At 70.0% G+C, this 15,048-nt stretch carries 11 protein-coding genes; 5 read left to right on the top strand and 6 right to left on the bottom strand.

What is annotated here, in order from left to right; translation table 11 throughout:
- Window positions 1-26: 26 nt before the first annotated feature.
- Window positions 27-3,071 (bottom strand): excinuclease ABC subunit UvrA, encoded by a 3,045-nt coding sequence (gene uvrA / locus ACFVW8_RS25990; protein WP_389693980.1) that lies wholly within the window; start codon window positions 3,069-3,071, stop codon window positions 27-29.
- Window positions 3,072-3,246: 175 nt separating this feature from the next.
- Here uvrA and ACFVW8_RS25985 point away from each other — a divergent pair, with 175 nt between their 5' ends.
- Window positions 3,247-3,936: a maleylpyruvate isomerase family mycothiol-dependent enzyme gene (locus ACFVW8_RS25985; protein WP_389693978.1), complete on the top strand. Its 690-nt coding sequence runs from the start codon at window positions 3,247-3,249 to the stop codon at window positions 3,934-3,936.
- Between the two features lie 10 nt (window positions 3,937-3,946).
- Complete coding sequence (locus ACFVW8_RS25980) at window positions 3,947-4,603, top strand: MBL fold metallo-hydrolase (protein ID WP_389693976.1); 657 nt, start codon at window positions 3,947-3,949, stop codon at window positions 4,601-4,603.
- Window positions 4,604-4,676: 73 nt separating this feature from the next.
- Here the strand turns inward: ACFVW8_RS25980 and ACFVW8_RS25975 are convergent, their stop codons facing one another.
- The 5 genes from ACFVW8_RS25975 to ACFVW8_RS25955 all read right to left on the bottom strand — a co-directional run bounded on the left by ACFVW8_RS25975 (window position 4,677) and on the right by ACFVW8_RS25955 (window position 11,781).
- Entirely contained in the window at window positions 4,677-5,678 is a 1,002-nt protein-coding gene (locus ACFVW8_RS25975) for a TerC family protein (protein WP_389693974.1), read from the bottom strand.
- Between the two features lie 258 nt (window positions 5,679-5,936).
- Window positions 5,937-7,868, bottom strand: a complete 1,932-nt coding sequence (locus ACFVW8_RS25970) for a TerD family protein (RefSeq protein ID WP_389693972.1) — start codon at window positions 7,866-7,868, stop codon at window positions 5,937-5,939.
- A gap of 168 nt (window positions 7,869-8,036) precedes the next feature.
- Window positions 8,037-8,615 (bottom strand): TerD family protein, encoded by a 579-nt coding sequence (locus tag ACFVW8_RS25965; RefSeq protein WP_136328667.1) that lies wholly within the window; start codon window positions 8,613-8,615, stop codon window positions 8,037-8,039.
- Between the two features lie 130 nt (window positions 8,616-8,745).
- On the bottom strand, window positions 8,746-10,866 hold the full coding sequence (gene uvrB / locus ACFVW8_RS25960) for an excinuclease ABC subunit UvrB (protein ID WP_389693970.1): 2,121 nt from the start codon (window positions 10,864-10,866) through the stop codon (window positions 8,746-8,748).
- A gap of 39 nt (window positions 10,867-10,905) precedes the next feature.
- Window positions 10,906-11,781 carry an MHYT domain-containing protein gene (locus tag ACFVW8_RS25955; RefSeq protein ID WP_389693968.1) on the bottom strand — a complete coding sequence of 292 codons (876 nt, stop codon included), beginning with the start codon at window positions 11,779-11,781 and terminating at the stop codon, window positions 10,906-10,908.
- Window positions 11,782-11,991: 210 nt separating this feature from the next.
- Between ACFVW8_RS25955 and ACFVW8_RS25950 the strand changes: the two genes are divergently transcribed.
- The 3 genes from ACFVW8_RS25950 to ACFVW8_RS25940 all read left to right on the top strand — a co-directional run bounded on the left by ACFVW8_RS25950 (window position 11,992) and on the right by ACFVW8_RS25940 (window position 14,964).
- The gene (locus tag ACFVW8_RS25950) at window positions 11,992-12,990 is read left to right on the top strand and encodes a glycerophosphodiester phosphodiesterase (RefSeq protein WP_389693966.1); all 999 of its coding nucleotides are present in this window, start codon (window positions 11,992-11,994) and stop codon (window positions 12,988-12,990) included.
- A gap of 67 nt (window positions 12,991-13,057) precedes the next feature.
- Window positions 13,058-13,600, top strand: coding sequence for a methylated-DNA--[protein]-cysteine S-methyltransferase (locus ACFVW8_RS25945; RefSeq protein WP_389693964.1), 543 nt, complete (start codon window positions 13,058-13,060; stop codon window positions 13,598-13,600).
- Between the two features lie 65 nt (window positions 13,601-13,665).
- Window positions 13,666-14,964, top strand: coding sequence for an MFS transporter (locus ACFVW8_RS25940; protein ID WP_389693962.1), 1,299 nt, complete (start codon window positions 13,666-13,668; stop codon window positions 14,962-14,964).
- Window positions 14,965-15,048: the final 84 nt, after the last annotated feature.

Here is a 15,048-nt window from a genome sequence, read left to right as displayed (position 1 = left end):
GCTTCGCCGTGCCGCTTCGCCGGCCGTCAGGCCTTGCGCGCGCGGGTCGCCTTCTTGGCCGCGGGCTTCTTCGCCGCGGCCGTCCCGGTGGCCTTCGCCGTGGTGGCCTTCGCCGTCTTCGCCGTGGCCGTCTTCCTGACCGGGGCGGACTTCGCGGCGACCGCCTTCTTCGAGGCAGTCTTCCGGGCCGGCTTACGGGCTGCGGGAACCGCCGCCTCGCTGACCCGGTCCGCGTCCAGGATGCCCTGGAGGAACTTCCCGGTGTGGCTGGCGGGGACGCCTGCCACGTACTCCGGGGTGCCCTCGGCGATGACCAGACCGCCGCCGTTGCCTCCCTCGGGACCCATGTCGATGACCCAGTCGGCGGTCTTGACGACGTCGAGGTTGTGCTCGATGACGATCACCGTGTTGCCCTTGTCGACCAGCCCGGAGAGCACCTTGATGAGCTTGGAGATGTCCTCGAAGTGCAGACCGGTGGTCGGCTCGTCCAGCACGTAGACCGTGCGGCCGGTCGAGCGCTTCTGGAGCTCGCTGGCCAGCTTCACGCGCTGTGCCTCACCGCCGGAGAGCGTCGGCGCGGACTGGCCGAGCCTGACGTACCCGAGGCCGACCTCGTTGAGCGTCCGCAGATGGCGCGCGATGGTCGGGACGGCCTCGAAGAACTCCAGGCCCTCCTCGATCGGCATGTCCAGCACCTCGGCGATGGACTTGCCCTTGTAGTGGACCTCCAGGGTCTCCCGGTTGTAGCGCGCCCCGTGGCAGACCTCGCACGGGACGTACACGTCCGGCAGGAAGTTCATCTCGATCTTGATCGTGCCGTCGCCCGAGCAGTTCTCGCAGCGGCCGCCCTTGACGTTGAAGGAGAACCGGCCCGGCAGATAACCGCGGACCTTGGCCTCCATCGTCTCCGCGAACAGCCTGCGCACATGGTCGAAGACACCGGTGTACGTCGCCGGGTTGGACCGGGGCGTGCGGCCGATGGGCGACTGGTCGACGTGCACCACCTTGTCGACGAGGTCGTCCCCGTCGACCCGGGTGTGCCGGCCGGGTACCGACTTGGCGCCGTTCAGCTCGCGCGCCAGGTGGGTGTAGAGGATGTCGTTGACCAGCGTCGACTTTCCGGAGCCGGAGACACCGGTGACAGCGGTCAGCACACCGAGCGGGAAGGCCACGTCGATGTCGTGGAGGTTGTTCTCCCGGGCGCCGTGCACCGTGAGCAGGCGCGAGGGGTCGACGGGACGCCTGATCTCGGGCATCGCGATCGACTTCTTGCCGGTCAGGTACTGACCGGTGATCGACTTGTCGTTGGCCAGCAGCTCCTTCAGCGATCCGGAGTGGACCACCTTGCCGCCGTGCTCACCGGCACCGGGGCCGATGTCGACGATCCAGTCGGCGACCTTGATCGTGTCCTCGTCGTGCTCGACGACGATGAGGGTGTTGCCCATGTCGCGGAGCCGGACCAGGGTCTCGATCAGCCGGTGGTTGTCGCGCTGGTGCAGGCCGATGGACGGCTCGTCCAGCACATAGAGCACGCCGACCAGGCCGGAGCCGATCTGGGTGGCGAGCCGGATGCGCTGGGCCTCGCCGCCGGACAGGGTGCCGGCCGCGCGGTTCAGCGAGAGGTAGTCCAGGCCCACGTCGACCAGGAACTTCAGCCGCTCGTTGACCTCCTTGAGCACCCGCTCGGCGATCTTCTTGTCGCGGGCGTTCAGCTTCATCCGGCCGAGGAACTCGGCGCACTCGCTGATCGACATCGCCGCGACCTGGGCGATGGACTTTTCCATCACCGTCACCGCGAGGACGATCGGCTTGAGCCTGGTGCCCTCACAGGTGGGGCAGGGCACCTCGCGCATGTAGCCCTCGAAGCGCTCCCGGCTGGAGTCGCTCTCCGCCTCGGAGTGCCGCCTCTTGACGAACTGCACCGCACCCTCGAAGGAGGGGGTGGTGTAGGCCCGCTCGCGCCCGTACCGGTTGCGGTAGCGGACCTCGGTCTGGATCTTGTGGCCGTGCAGCAGTGCCTTCTTGGCGCGCTGCGGCAGCCCGGCCCAGGGGATGTCCGTACGGAATCCGAGGGCTTCGGCGAGCGCGTTGATCTGCCGGCCGAAGTACTCCTTGGTGTGTCCGTGCGACCAGGGGTGGATCGCACCCTCTTCGAGGGACTTCTCCTCGTCCGGGACGATCAGCTCAGGGTCGACCTCCATCCGCGTACCGATGCCCGTGCAGTCGGGGCAGGCGCCGAAGGGTGAGTTGAAGGAGAAGGAGCGCGGCTCCAGCTCCTCGAAGGAGAGGTCGTCGTACGGGCAGTAGAGGTGCTCGGAGTACATCCGCTCACGCTCGGGGTCGTCCTCGGGCAGGTCGACGAAGTCGAGCACGACCATGCCGCCGGAGAGACCCAGCGCGGTCTCGACCGAGTCGGTCAGCCGGCGCTTGGCGCTGTCCTTGACGGTGAGGCGGTCGACGACCACCTCGATGGTGTGCTTCTCCTGCTTCTTGAGCGTGGGCGGCTCGGAGAGCTGGATCGTCTCGCCGTCGACCCGGGCCCTGCTGTACCCCTTGGTCTGCAGATCGGCGAAGAGGTCGACGAACTCGCCCTTGCGCTCGCGCACCAGCGGCGAGAGGACCTGGAACCGGCTGCCCTCGGGCAGGCCGAGCACCTTGTCCACGATGGCCTGCGGCGACTGCCGGGAGATCGGACGACGGCACTCGGGGCAGTGCGGCTTACCGATCCTGGCGAAGAGCAGCCGGAGGTAGTCGTAGACCTCGGTGATGGTGCCGACCGTCGAGCGCGGGTTGCGCGAGGTCGACTTCTGGTCGATGGAGACGGCGGGCGAGAGCCCTTCGATGAAGTCGACGTCCGGCTTGTCCATCTGACCGAGGAACTGCCGGGCGTACGAGGAGAGCGACTCCACGTAACGCCGCTGCCCCTCGGCGAAGATCGTGTCGAACGCGAGCGACGACTTGCCCGACCCGGAGAGCCCGGTGAAGACGATGAGGGAGTCGCGGGGAAGGTCGAGCGAGACGTTCTTGAGGTTGTGCTCGCGAGCGCCACGGACGATGAGACGGTCGGCCACGCCGGTCCGCACCTTTCTAGAGAGAAGCGGGGGAACTGAGCCCCTGCCCCAGGATATGGGGGGTGCCACAGCGATGTACGGAGCTTTCGACTCCGAGCGTATAGCACGCGCATTCGATTTACGGACGGCTGATGACTCCTTCACCCGAATGAGTGGCGGGGCTACTCTCGACCCCATGATTGATCACGTGCACGACCTGGACGCACTGCGGGAAGCGACCGAGCGACTGCTCAGCGCCACGGAGAAATTGGACGACTCCGCGCTCTCCCGGCCGTCACGGCTGCCCGGCTGGAGCCGGGGTCATGTCCTCGCGCACCTTTCACGTAACGCCGACGCGCTCGTAAATGTTCTCCAGGGCCGGCCGATGTACGCAGACAGCGAAACCCGCGACCGTGACATCGAGCGCGACGCCCCCCGGCCGCAGGCCGGACAGCTGGCCGACCTGGTGGCGAGCGCGGCCCGTTTCGTGGCGGCCGCCGCGGCCCCGGCCGACTGGTCACGCACCGTCGCGATGCGCAACGGTGTGACGGACTCGGCCTCCCGGATCCCCTTCCGCCGCCGTATCGAGGTCGAGCTGCACCACGTCGACCTGGGCGTCGGCTACGAGCTGGAGGACCTGCCGGACGAGTTCACCGCGCGGGAGATCGGCTTCCTGGCCGAGCGGTTCGCCGGGCACTCCGCGGTCGTCCCGACGGACGTGGCCGACGGGACGGGCCGGACCTGGACGACCGGCGGCGGCGCGCAGAGCGGTCCGGTCGTGGTCCGCGGCACGGCACCCGAGCTGCTCGGGTGGCTCAGCGGGCGCCGCGACGGGTCGGCACTGACCGTCGAGGGCGGGGCCCTTCCCGCACTGCCCCCGCTATAGGCTGAGACGCATGACGTACAGCGGAGCGGTCAAGGTCGGCGGGCGTGCGGACGTACACGAGTTGACGGATCTGATGATCTCCAAGGTCGCCGTCGGCCCGATGAACAACAACGCCTATCTGCTGCGCTGCCGGGCCACCGGCGAGCAGCTCCTGATCGACGCGGCCAACGACGCCGGCACCCTGCTGCAGCTGATCGGTGACGACTCGATCGCCTCGGTCGTCACCACCCACCGGCACGGCGACCACTGGCAGGCGCTGGGCGAGGTCGTGGCGGCCACGGGTGCGCGTACGTACGCCGGGCGGTACGACGCCGAGGGCATCGAGGTCCCGACCGATGTGCCCGTCGAGGACAACGACACCATCCGGGTCGGACAGATCTCGCTGACCGCCCGCCATCTGACCGGCCACACCCCGGGTTCGATCGCGCTCGTCTACGACGACCCGCAGGGCGCTCCGCACCTGTTCACCGGCGACTGCCTCTTCCCGGGCGGGGTCGGCAACACGTTCGGTGACGCCGACGCGTTCGTCAGCCTGCTGCACGACGTGGAGACCAAGCTCTTCGCCACGCTGCCGGACGAGACCTGGGTCTATCCGGGCCACGGGGACGACACCACGCTGGGCGACGAGCGTCCGCAGCTGCCCGAGTGGCGCGCCCGCGGCTGGTGAAACGGCCCCGGCGACCCCGCGTAGCGGGTTCACCGGGGCCGCGCCGCAGGCGTCACCGGGCCTGACGGCCGGTTCAGGCGTCGATTCCGGCGCCCTTGTCGGCGTCGTCCCCGGCCTTCCCGGCCTCCGCCTCGGCCTGCCTCTTGTTGGCGAGCAGGCTGGTGATCGTGGTGATCACCAGCACGCCGCAGATGACACCGAGCGAGACCGGGATGGAGATCTCGGGGACGTGCACCCCGGACTCGTGCAGGGCGTGCAGCACCAGCTTGACGCCGATGAAGCCGAGGATGACCGACAGCCCGTAGCTGAGGTGGACCAGCTTCTTGAGCAGCCCGCCGATCAGGAAGTACAGCTGCCGCAGCCCCATCAGCGCGAAGGCGTTGGCGGTGAAGACGATGTACGGATCCTGGGTCAGGCCGAAGATCGCCGGGATGGAGTCCAGCGCGAACAGCACATCCGTGGTGCCGATGGCGAGCATGACGACCATCAGGGGCGTCAGGACGCGCTTGCCGTTGTTGCGGATGAAGAGCTTGGTCCCGTGGTACCGGTCGGCGACACCGAAGCGGCGCTCGATCGTCTTCAGGAGACGGTTCTCCTCGAACTCCTCTTCCTCCTCGTCGGCCCGCGCCTCCTGGATGAGCTTCCAGGCGGTGAAGATCAGGAACGCGCCGAAGATGTAGAAGACCCACGAGAAGTTGGCGATGACCGCGGCACCTGCGGCGATGAAGACCGCCCTGAGCACCAGAGCGATCAGCACACCGAAGAGCAGCACCCGCTGCTGGAGGTGGGAGGGCACCGAGAACTTCGCCATGATCAGCACGAAGACGAAGAGGTTGTCGACGCTCAGCGATTTCTCGGTGATGAAGCCGGCGAAGAACTCGCCCGAGGCCTGGCTCTCGCCGAAGGCGAGCAGGCCGAGTCCGAAGAGGGCGGCCAGGGCGATCCAGACGATCGTCCAGATTCCGGCTTCCTTGGTCGACACGTCATGAGGCTTGCGCCCGATGAAGAAGTCGACGGCGATGAGGGCGCACAGACCAAGAATGGTCAGCGCCCAGAGGGTCCATGAAACGTCCACTGCGCCTCCGGCAGTTCGCTACGGCTACTGATCAGCGTCGTCGCTGCCGGAGGTCTCTTCCACCTGGGCGCGCGGGCTGCGCGCCTCGGCCGGCGCCCCGGGACCGGTCACAGTCCGTACTGACGGGCACGCCGCGCTGGGAGTACTCCCCTCCGCTCGAAGAACAGTACAGGGAACACCAAGGAAAGGTAAAGAGATGGGTAAAGGTGCCTCAAAATGCCAGGTCAGGACGGTTGATGGTGAAGGGTGCCGGGCTGGTCAGCGGTGTCCGGCACGGCGGGCGGCCGCCACCTGGGCGAGCACCAGGTCCAGGACAGCGCTGCCGGGCGGCGTCCGCAGCGGCTCGTACGTCCAGGCGTGGCCGACCCAGGGATCGGCCAGATGATCGTCGGCGACCGGAGTGATCCGGAGGAGGGAACGCCACAGCGGGTCGAGGACCGGTCCGTACTCGGAGGCGTCCTCCCGGTCCGCGACCATCAGGAGATGGACGCCGACGGACGGACCCTCGTCGGCGAGGTAGCGCAGCTGGGTGACGGCACGGTCGTCGAAACCGTGCGGGAAGTCGTTGACGATCAGCAGCTGCTCGGCCGGGTCCAGATCGGGCGGGAGCGAATCGGCGGCACCGGCCCGGATCGCCATCTGCACCAGATCGACCCGTCGGGTGAGCTGGGCGAGGACCGAGGACACTCCCCCGGGTCCGGACGCGGGCGGGCCCGCGAGCACCCCTGAGCGGACCAGCGGGGCGAGCGCGGCGGTGGCGGAGCCCGCCGGGTCGATGACATGGACCGAGAACTCGTCCGCCGGGTAGACGGCCAGCAGCCGGGCGGCGTGCAGCACCGCGCTCTCCATGGCCAGCCGGCGCAGCTGGTCGGTACCGGTCAGGGCGGCCGCCTCGGAGGCCGTTCGCCCGCTGTCGATCCAGATCCCGCGCTCCAGCGGCAGCCGTACGAGCAGCGGAATGCGCAGGGTGGTGTCCTCCGGCAGGTGCAGATCGCCGATCCGCAGCGCCATCGGGATCTCCATCGGAACGCGGTAGGCGTGCCAGACGGGGTTGTCCCAGCCCGCGTACGAGGCGGGGAGCGCGGGTTCCACCACGGCGGACTCGGCGGCCAGCTGGGAGAGGTCGCGGTCCAGGGCCTCGCGGGCCCGGCCGGTCAGCTCGTCGCGTTTGGCGCGGGCCTGCTCCCGGGCCCGGTCACCCGTACCGCCGATCCGGCTGCGCGGGTCGGACAGGGTCCGCTCCAGCTCCTGGTCCATCCGGGACTCGGCGAAATCGACGGCGCTGCGGTACGCGGCGGTGGCCCTGGCCAGGTCCTCGAACATCCCCCAGACCTGGTTGTAGAGGCGCTCGTCCATGGACCATCCGGTCGCGTCCCCGGCAACGGGCTGCACCGGCTGTCCGGGGTCTGCGGGCGCTGCGGCGGGAGGGGGCGGCGGAGGCGCGGCGGACTGACGGCGCGGGTGCGCGTAGTCGATGGGGCCGCCCGGGGCGGCCTGCGGTCCGGCGGGACCGGGCTCCTGGGCCGGCGGTGGCGGGACCGGGGGCTGCCCGGCGCCGGGGGCCGGTGCGGGGGTCGTCGCGTGCCTGACCCGGTCGCCCTCCGGGGTGCGGGGCGGGGGCGGCGCCACCGAGCGGGCCAGGCCGCGGGCGACCGCCTCCTGTATCGAACCGGCCAGTTCGGCGGCCCGGTCCACGCCCTGGTCGGCGAGCATCGCGGCGAGACCGCCCGCGTAGCCCTGGCCGACCGCACGGACCTTCCAGCCGCCCTGCCGGCGGTAGAGCTCCAGGGCGGTGACGGCGGACTCGGTGTCCAGACCGGTCAGGGTGAAGGTGGCGATCTCGGTGCCTTCGAGGCCGGTGACGGCGACGAAGGGCGAGGCCACGGCGCCGAACCGGGTGGGACCGCCCGACTCCAGCGGCAGGGCGAGCAGCACCGTGACCCGGTGCACCTCGTCGGGCAGGGCGTCGAGGTCGACGGCGAGCCGGTGGTCGGCGGCGGCCTGCCGGGACACTTCGAGCCCCGGCAGCTGCGGGGAGCCGGGGTGGGCGATCCACTCGACGCCGTGCACCGTGCCGCGCTCGTCGCCGAGCGTGGCGCCGGCCACGACCGGCGCACCGGCCGACACCCGGATCTCCAGACGGGTCTGGGGCAAGGTGTGGTTCTGCCCCCGGACCAGCTCGGCCGTCATTGCCCTGTCCCCTCGACGAGTTACTGCCGCGCGACACGTCGCCGCGTGCGGTGCGGCACCGTCCGGTGCCGTGTCGTACTGCCGGGTGCCGCGATGCCGTGCAGCTCCCGGCGGCCGATGCCTCCGGGAGCTGCGCGTACCGATGCGGACCCGCTGGTCCGGCTCTGCCTACAGGTGCGGCAGGATCGCCGGCATCAGGTCCTGGAAGGTGCGGCCGTTGGCCGGGGTGCCGATGGCGGTCATCTGCCAGCCGTTCCCCGAGCGGTGCACCTTCGCCATGATCTGGGCGGTGTACTGCCCGCCGCCGTCCAGTGTGTAGCGGGCGAGCTCCTGCCCGTTGGTCTCGTCCACGATGCGGCAGAAGGCGTTCTGCACTTCCTGGAACGTCTGCCCGGTGAAGGAGTTCACCGTGAAGACGATCTGGTCGATGTGGACCGGCACCCGCTGGAGGTCGACCAGGATCGCCTCGTCGTCGCCGCCCGAGCCGGCGCCGCCGACCAGGTTGTCCCCGGTGTGCTTGACCGATCCGTCGTCGCTGACGAGGTGCCGGAAGAAGACGACGTCGACCGGCTGCTTGTCGGCGAACAGGACCGCCGAGGCGTCCAGGTCGATCTCCCGGGTGCGCGAGCCGAACAGACCGCGGCGCGGTGCCGCCTGCCAGCCGAGCCCCATCCGTACCGCGGTCAGGGTCCCCCCGTCGCTCTTCTGCAGGCTGATGGCCTGGCCCTTGGTCATGTTGACCGTCACGCGCTGTCCCCTCTCCGCTTTCCCCGCAACCGTCCTTGCGCGGTTTCCAGCACCCTACGCAGTGGCACCACCGGCGTACCGGGCCCGGGCCGTTTTGTGTCGGTCCTGCAACACACCCAGCCCGGCGGGGTCAGGCCAGACCCGCCTCACGCATCTGGCGCAACTCCTTCTTCAACTCCCCCACCTCGTCGCGCAGCCGGGCGGCCACCTCGAACTGCAGGTCCGCGGCCGCCGCGCGCATCCGGTCGGTCATCTCCTCGATGATCCCGGCGAGTTCGGTGGCCGGGCGGTCCGTCACCACCGCCCCGTCCTGTCCGGCCTTCGCGGCTGAACCGGCCTTGACGCCCAGCGTGGGCACGGGCGCCTTGGCGCCCTTCGTCTGGCGGTAACCGGTGCCGAGCAGCTGCTCGGTGTCGACCTCCTCGCGGGCGATGGTCGCGACGATGTCGTTGATCTTCTTGCGCAGCGGCTGCGGGTCGAGGCCGCGCTCGGTGTTGTAGGCGATCTGCTTCTCGCGGCGCCGGTTGGTCTCGTCGATGGCCTGCGCCATCGCCGGGGTGACCTTGTCCGCGTACATATGGACCTGGCCCGACACGTTACGGGCCGCTCGTCCGATGGTCTGGATCAGTGAGGTGCCCGAGCGCAGGAAGCCCTGCTTGTCGGCGTCGAGGATGGCCACGAGCGACACCTCGGGAAGGTCGAGACCCTCGCGCAGGAGGTTGATGCCGACCAGGACGTCGTACTCGCCGGAGCGCAGCTCGCGCAGCAGCTCGATGCGGCGCAGGGTGTCGACGTCACTGTGGAGGTAGCGGACCTGGATACCGAGCTCCAGGAAGTAGTCGGTGAGGTCCTCCGACATCTTCTTGGTGAGGGTGGTGACCAGGACCCGCTCGTCCTTCTCGGTGCGCTTGCGGATCTCGTGCACCAGGTCGTCGATCTGGCCCTCGGTGGGCTTGACGACGATCTCCGGGTCGACGAGGCCGGTCGGGCGGATGATCTGCTCCACGAAACCGTCGCCGCGGGAGAGCTCGTACTTGCCGGGGGTGGCGGAGAGGTAGACCGTCTGGTTGATCCGTCCGAGGAACTCCTCCCATTTCAGCGGGCGGTTGTCCAGGGCGGACGGCAGCCGGAATCCGTGGTCGACGAGGGTCCGCTTGCGGGAGGCGTCGCCCTCGTACATCGCGCCGATCTGCGGCACGGTGACGTGCGACTCGTCGAGCACGAGGAGGAAGTCCTCGGGGAAGTAGTCCAGAAGGGTGTTGGGCGCGGTACCGGGGGTTCGGTCGTCGAAGTGCATCGAGTAGTTCTCGACGCCTGAGCAGGTGCCGATCTGCCGCAGCATCTCGATGTCGTACGTGGTGCGCATCCGCAGCCGCTGGGCCTCCAGCATCTTGCCCTGCTTCTCCAGCTCGGCCAGCCGCTGCTCCAGCTCCCGCTCGATGCCGCCGACGGCCTTCTCCAGGCGCTCCGGTCCCGCCACGTAGTGGCTGGCGGGGAAGACGTGGAGGGAGTCGTCCTCGCTGATGACCTCGCCGGTGAGCGGGTGGAGGGTGGAGAGCGCCTCGATCTCGTCGCCGAACATCTCGATGCGGACGGCGAGCTCCTCGTAGACCGGGAAGATCTCGATGGTGTCGCCACGCACCCGGAAGGTGCCGCGGGTGAACGCCAGGTCGTTACGGCTGTACTGGATCTCCACGAAACGGCGCAGCAGCTGGTCGCGGTCGATCTCGTCGCCCACCTTGAGCTGGACCATCCGGTCCACGTACTCCTGCGGTGTGCCGAGGCCGTAGATGCAGGAGACGGAGGCGACCACGACGACGTCACGCCGGGTGAGCAGGGAATTGGTCGCGGAGTGGCGCAGCCGCTCGACCTCCTCGTTGATCGAGGAGTCCTTCTCGATGTAGGTGTCCGACTGCGGGACATACGCCTCGGGCTGGTAGTAGTCGTAGTACGAGACGAAGTACTCGACGGCGTTGTTGGGCAGGAGCTCACGGAACTCGTTGGCCAGCTGGGCGGCGAGGGTCTTGTTCGGCGCCATCACCAGGGTGGGGCGCTGCAGCTTCTCGATCATCCAGGCGGTGGTCGCCGATTTTCCGGTGCCGGTCGCGCCCAGCAGCACGACATCCTTCTCACCGGCCGTGACGCGCCGCTCCAGCTCGGCGATGGCTGCCGGCTGGTCGCCGCTGGGCTGGTAGGGACTGACGACCTCGAAAGGCGCCACCGAACGTTCGATCTTCGAAACGGGCCGCATGCAACCACCGTACGACCCCCCACTGACAACGGGGCCGGCTCAGCGCTCGTGGTGGTCCACGGGGTCGCGCCGCTGGGAGTGGAAGGACGCCGGGTCGGCGTGCGTACCGAACCGCGGGACCTGGCGCTGGGCGGGGATGCCGGGGGCCCGGACGGCCGCGGGATCGTTCCAGTCCGGGGTGCCCATGACGACCAGGGGGTCGAACATCACGACGACCCCGGCGAGCAACAGGAAGCAGGCCGGGCCGATCAGCATCGGCACGAGCATGCCGGTCGGGGTGTCGCCCGGGCTGCCGCCGGTGACCGGTCCGGTGTGCAGGTGGACCCGGAGCGCCGCCATGCCCGTGTAGTGCATTCCGCTGACGGCGACGCCCATCACGACGGCGGCGCCGAGGCTGGGCAGGAAGCCCCGGATGGAGACGGCGGCCCAGAGCGCGGCGGTCGAGGCCACGACGGCGACGAACACGGAGAGCGTCACGGTGATCGTGTCGTACTCGAACTGCCCATCAAGTCGCATGCCGGCCATGCCGAGGTAATGCATGGTGGCGACGCCGAGTCCGGTGATGGTGCCACCCGTCACCAGCGCCATCGGGGTTGCGCCCCGGTACCCGACGAGGAAGATCCCCACGCCGACCATGACGATCGCGACGGCGAGACTGACGAACGTGATCGGCCCGTCGTACCCGATCGGTACCTCCTCGACGGAGAAACCCATCATCGCGATGAAGTGCATCGTCCAGATTCCGGAGCCTATGGAGGTCGCGCCGAGAGCCAGCCAGCCGGCCTTGAAGGACCGTTCCGTGCGCAGCGACCGGGTTGTGCAGCGCAGCCCCAGAGCCGCACCGAGACAAGCCATGACAAACGCCGCGACGGGGGTCACTGCCCCATAGCTGAAACCGTCGATTGTGCCCTGCATCCAAACGCCCTTCGCAGAAGCCCGGGTGCGGATGACCCTAAGGCGCAAGGCCCGGCAAACAAACAGAAGAACTGCATTTTATCGACAGGGGCACCGGCCCGTGACGCGGTCCCCGGGGTGCGTTCACATGGTGGCCATCCTTCGCCCGTCCCCCGTTCGGAGGCGACTGCGACTCTCGGGCCGTCCGCAACTCTGACGCAAGGAGTCCACGTGCACGCAGGCACCGCAACTGCCTCCGTCGCTGCCGCCGCCCTGCTGGGCGCCGGCACCTTCCTGATGTCGACCACCGACGCAACGGTCACGGACACGACCGTCGCCGGGCACACCGTGACAGCGACCCGCGCCGTCACGGCCGGACACACGGCAGCGGCCCCCGGGATCCGGACGGCGGGCGACCCCGCGCCGGCCCGGACCGCCCCGGAGCCGCTCGTCATCTCCCACCGGGGCGCCTCGGCCTACGCCCCGGAGAACACTCTCGCGGCCGTGGACAGGGCCCGCGCACTCGGCTTCGACTGGGTGGAGAACGACGTCCAGCTCACCAAGGACGGCGTGCTCGTCGTCATCCACGACACCGATCTGAAGCGGACGACCGACGCCGAGGAGGTCTTCCCGGACCGTGCGCCGTGGGCGGTCAAGGACTTCACGGCCGCCGAGATCGCGCGGCTGGACGCGGGCAGCTGGTTCGGCCCGCAGTACGCCGGCGTCCGGGTGCCCACACTCCGGCAGTACCTGGACCGGATCGGGCACAACCGCCAGAACCTGCTCATGGAGATCAAGAGCCCCGAGATCTACCCGGGGATCGAACGGGCGACCCTGAGCGTGCTGCGCCAGGAGGGATGGCTCGACCGCGGCCACGTCCGCGACCGCCTCGTGATCCAGAGCTTCGGCGCGGACAGTGTGCGCACGGTGCACGAACAGCGGCCGGACGTCGTCACGGGCTTCCTGGGCAACCCGGCCGTCGCCGATCTGCCCTCGTACGCCGAGTTCACCGACCAGATCAACCCGACGCACACCTCCGTCTCGGGCGAGTACGTGGCGGCGGTGCACGCGCTGAAGGGGCCGCACCGGAAGAGGCTCCGGGTCAACGCCTGGACGGTCAACGACGCGGAGGCCGCGCGCCGGGTGGCCGGCTACGGCGCGGACGGCATCATCACCAACGCCCCCGACGTGGTGCGGGCGGCCACCGGGGTCCGTGGGGCCACCGGCTGACCGACCCCGGACAGCCGTCGCGGCCGGCCGCCGACCGTTGTCAGTGGCCGGCCGTACGGTGGTTTCCATGAACAGCAACGGGGTTGTCGAGTGGGCGGTCGTCGAGAGCGACATCGGCCCGCTGCTGCTGGCCGCGACCGAGGCCGGGCTGGTGAGTGTGGTCTTCCACGCCCGTCCGGAGGTACGGGACAGGGCGCTGGCCGGGCTGCGCGCCCGGCTCGGCGCCGAGCTCGTCGAAGCTCCCGGCTCCGCCCGGCTGGCCGAGCCGATACGCCAGCTCGCGGCGTACTTCGCGGGCACCCTGCGGGACTTCTCGCTCGATCTGGACTGGTCGCTGACGAGCGGGTTCAACCGTCAGGTGCTCCGTGAGCTGTCGACGGGCGTGCCTTACGGCGCGGTCGCCGGTTACGGGGACCTCGCCGACCGGGTCGGGCAGCCCGGGGCCGCCCAGGCGGTCGGGGCGGCGATGGGATCCAATCCGCTGCCGGTGGTGGTGCCCTGCCACCGGGTGGTGGAGCGTGACGGCGGGATCGGCGGCTTCGGCGGCGGTCTTGAGACCAAACGGCAGCTGCTGGCACTGGAGGGTGTGCTCCCGCAGCCGCTGTTCTGAGCCGGTGCCCGGGACGGCCCGTCAACCTCGTTTCGCACGTGCGTATGAGCTGGCACACTGCGTCGGTGACCAACACCCTCGACCCATCCGATACCCCTGGCAGGGCGGGTTCCGCCGGGCGGGTCACCGCGGCCGATCTGCCGCGGCTCCGGCGCCGGACGTCCGCCGTGCTCATCGCCGGCCAGATACTCGGCGGTCTCGGTGTCCCCGTCGGCATCACCCTGGCGCCCGTACTGGCGACACAGGTCGGCGGCTCCGAGGCGCTGTCGGGTCTCGCACCCACCGCGTCGGTGACGGGAACCGCCCTGCTGTCGCTGCCACTGGCCGCGCTGATGACCTCGCGCGGGCGCCGACCCGGTCTCGTGCTGGCGTATCTGATCGGTGCGCTCGGCGCCGGTCTCGTGGTGCTGGCCACCGTGCTGGAGAGCTTCCCACTGCTGCTCCTGGGCATGGCCGGCTTCGGCGCGGGCTCCTCCGCCAACCTGCAGGCCAGATTCGCCGCCGCGGATCTGGCCGAGCCCGAGCGACGCGGCCGGGCGATCTCGACCGTCATCTGGGCCACCACCATCGGATCCGTGCTGGGGCCCAATATCGCGGCTCCCGCGGGCCGGGTCTTCCGGGGGACAAGCGTGTCCGAGACGGCCGGTCCGTTCGTCTGGGCGGCCGGCATCTTCCTGCTCGCCGCGCTCGTCGTCGCGGCACTCCTGCGGCCCGACCCGCTGCTCACGGCGCGCGCCCTGGCCCCGCGGCAGGACCGGTCGGCCGGGGACCGTTCACTGCGTGCGGGGTTCGCGGCCGTACGGGCCGCTCCGATGGCCCGGCTGGCGCTGGTGACCGTGACCGTCTCGCACACCGCGATGGCCTCGATCATGGTGATGACCCCGGTCGACCTCAGCCACCACGGCGCGGGGCTCCAGCTGGTCGGCCTGGTGATCAGCGGACACATCGCGGGGATGTACGCGTTCTCACCGGTGATGGGGTGGCTGTCGGACCGCTTCGGCCGGCTCACCGTCATCGGTCTGGCGGTCGGGCTGCTCTCGCTGGCCGCGCTGCTGGCAGGGACGGCGGGCGCAGCCCACGGCAGGACGGCGGCGGGTCTGTTCGTGCTCGGGCTCGGCTGGTCCGCGGGGCTGGTCGCCGGTTCGGCACTGCTCACCGACTCCGTTCCGCAGTCCGCACACGCCGCCGTACAGGGGCTGTCGGACCTGGCCATGAACGCGTCGGCGGGGGTCGGCGGGGCGGTCGCCGGGGTCATCGTCTCCCGGGCGAGCTACGGCTGGCTCAACGTCACCGGCGCATGCCTGCTGCTGCCGATGGCGGCACTGGCCCTGCGGCGGGCCCTCTCCCGCCCCGCCACGGCCTGAGCCCTGCGGATCCGGCACCCTCGAAGCCCTGCGGATCCGGCCCTCGAGGAGCTTCAGCGGATTCTTGCGGGGAACCCCGGGCGT

Source organism: Streptomyces sp. NPDC058221, from assembly GCF_042882365.1.
In the GTDB taxonomy this organism is placed as follows: Bacteria; Actinomycetota; Actinomycetes; order Streptomycetales; family Streptomycetaceae; genus Streptomyces.
The sequence above is the reverse complement of the archived record's forward strand: the minus strand, read 5'-3'. Positions and strand labels throughout refer to the sequence as shown.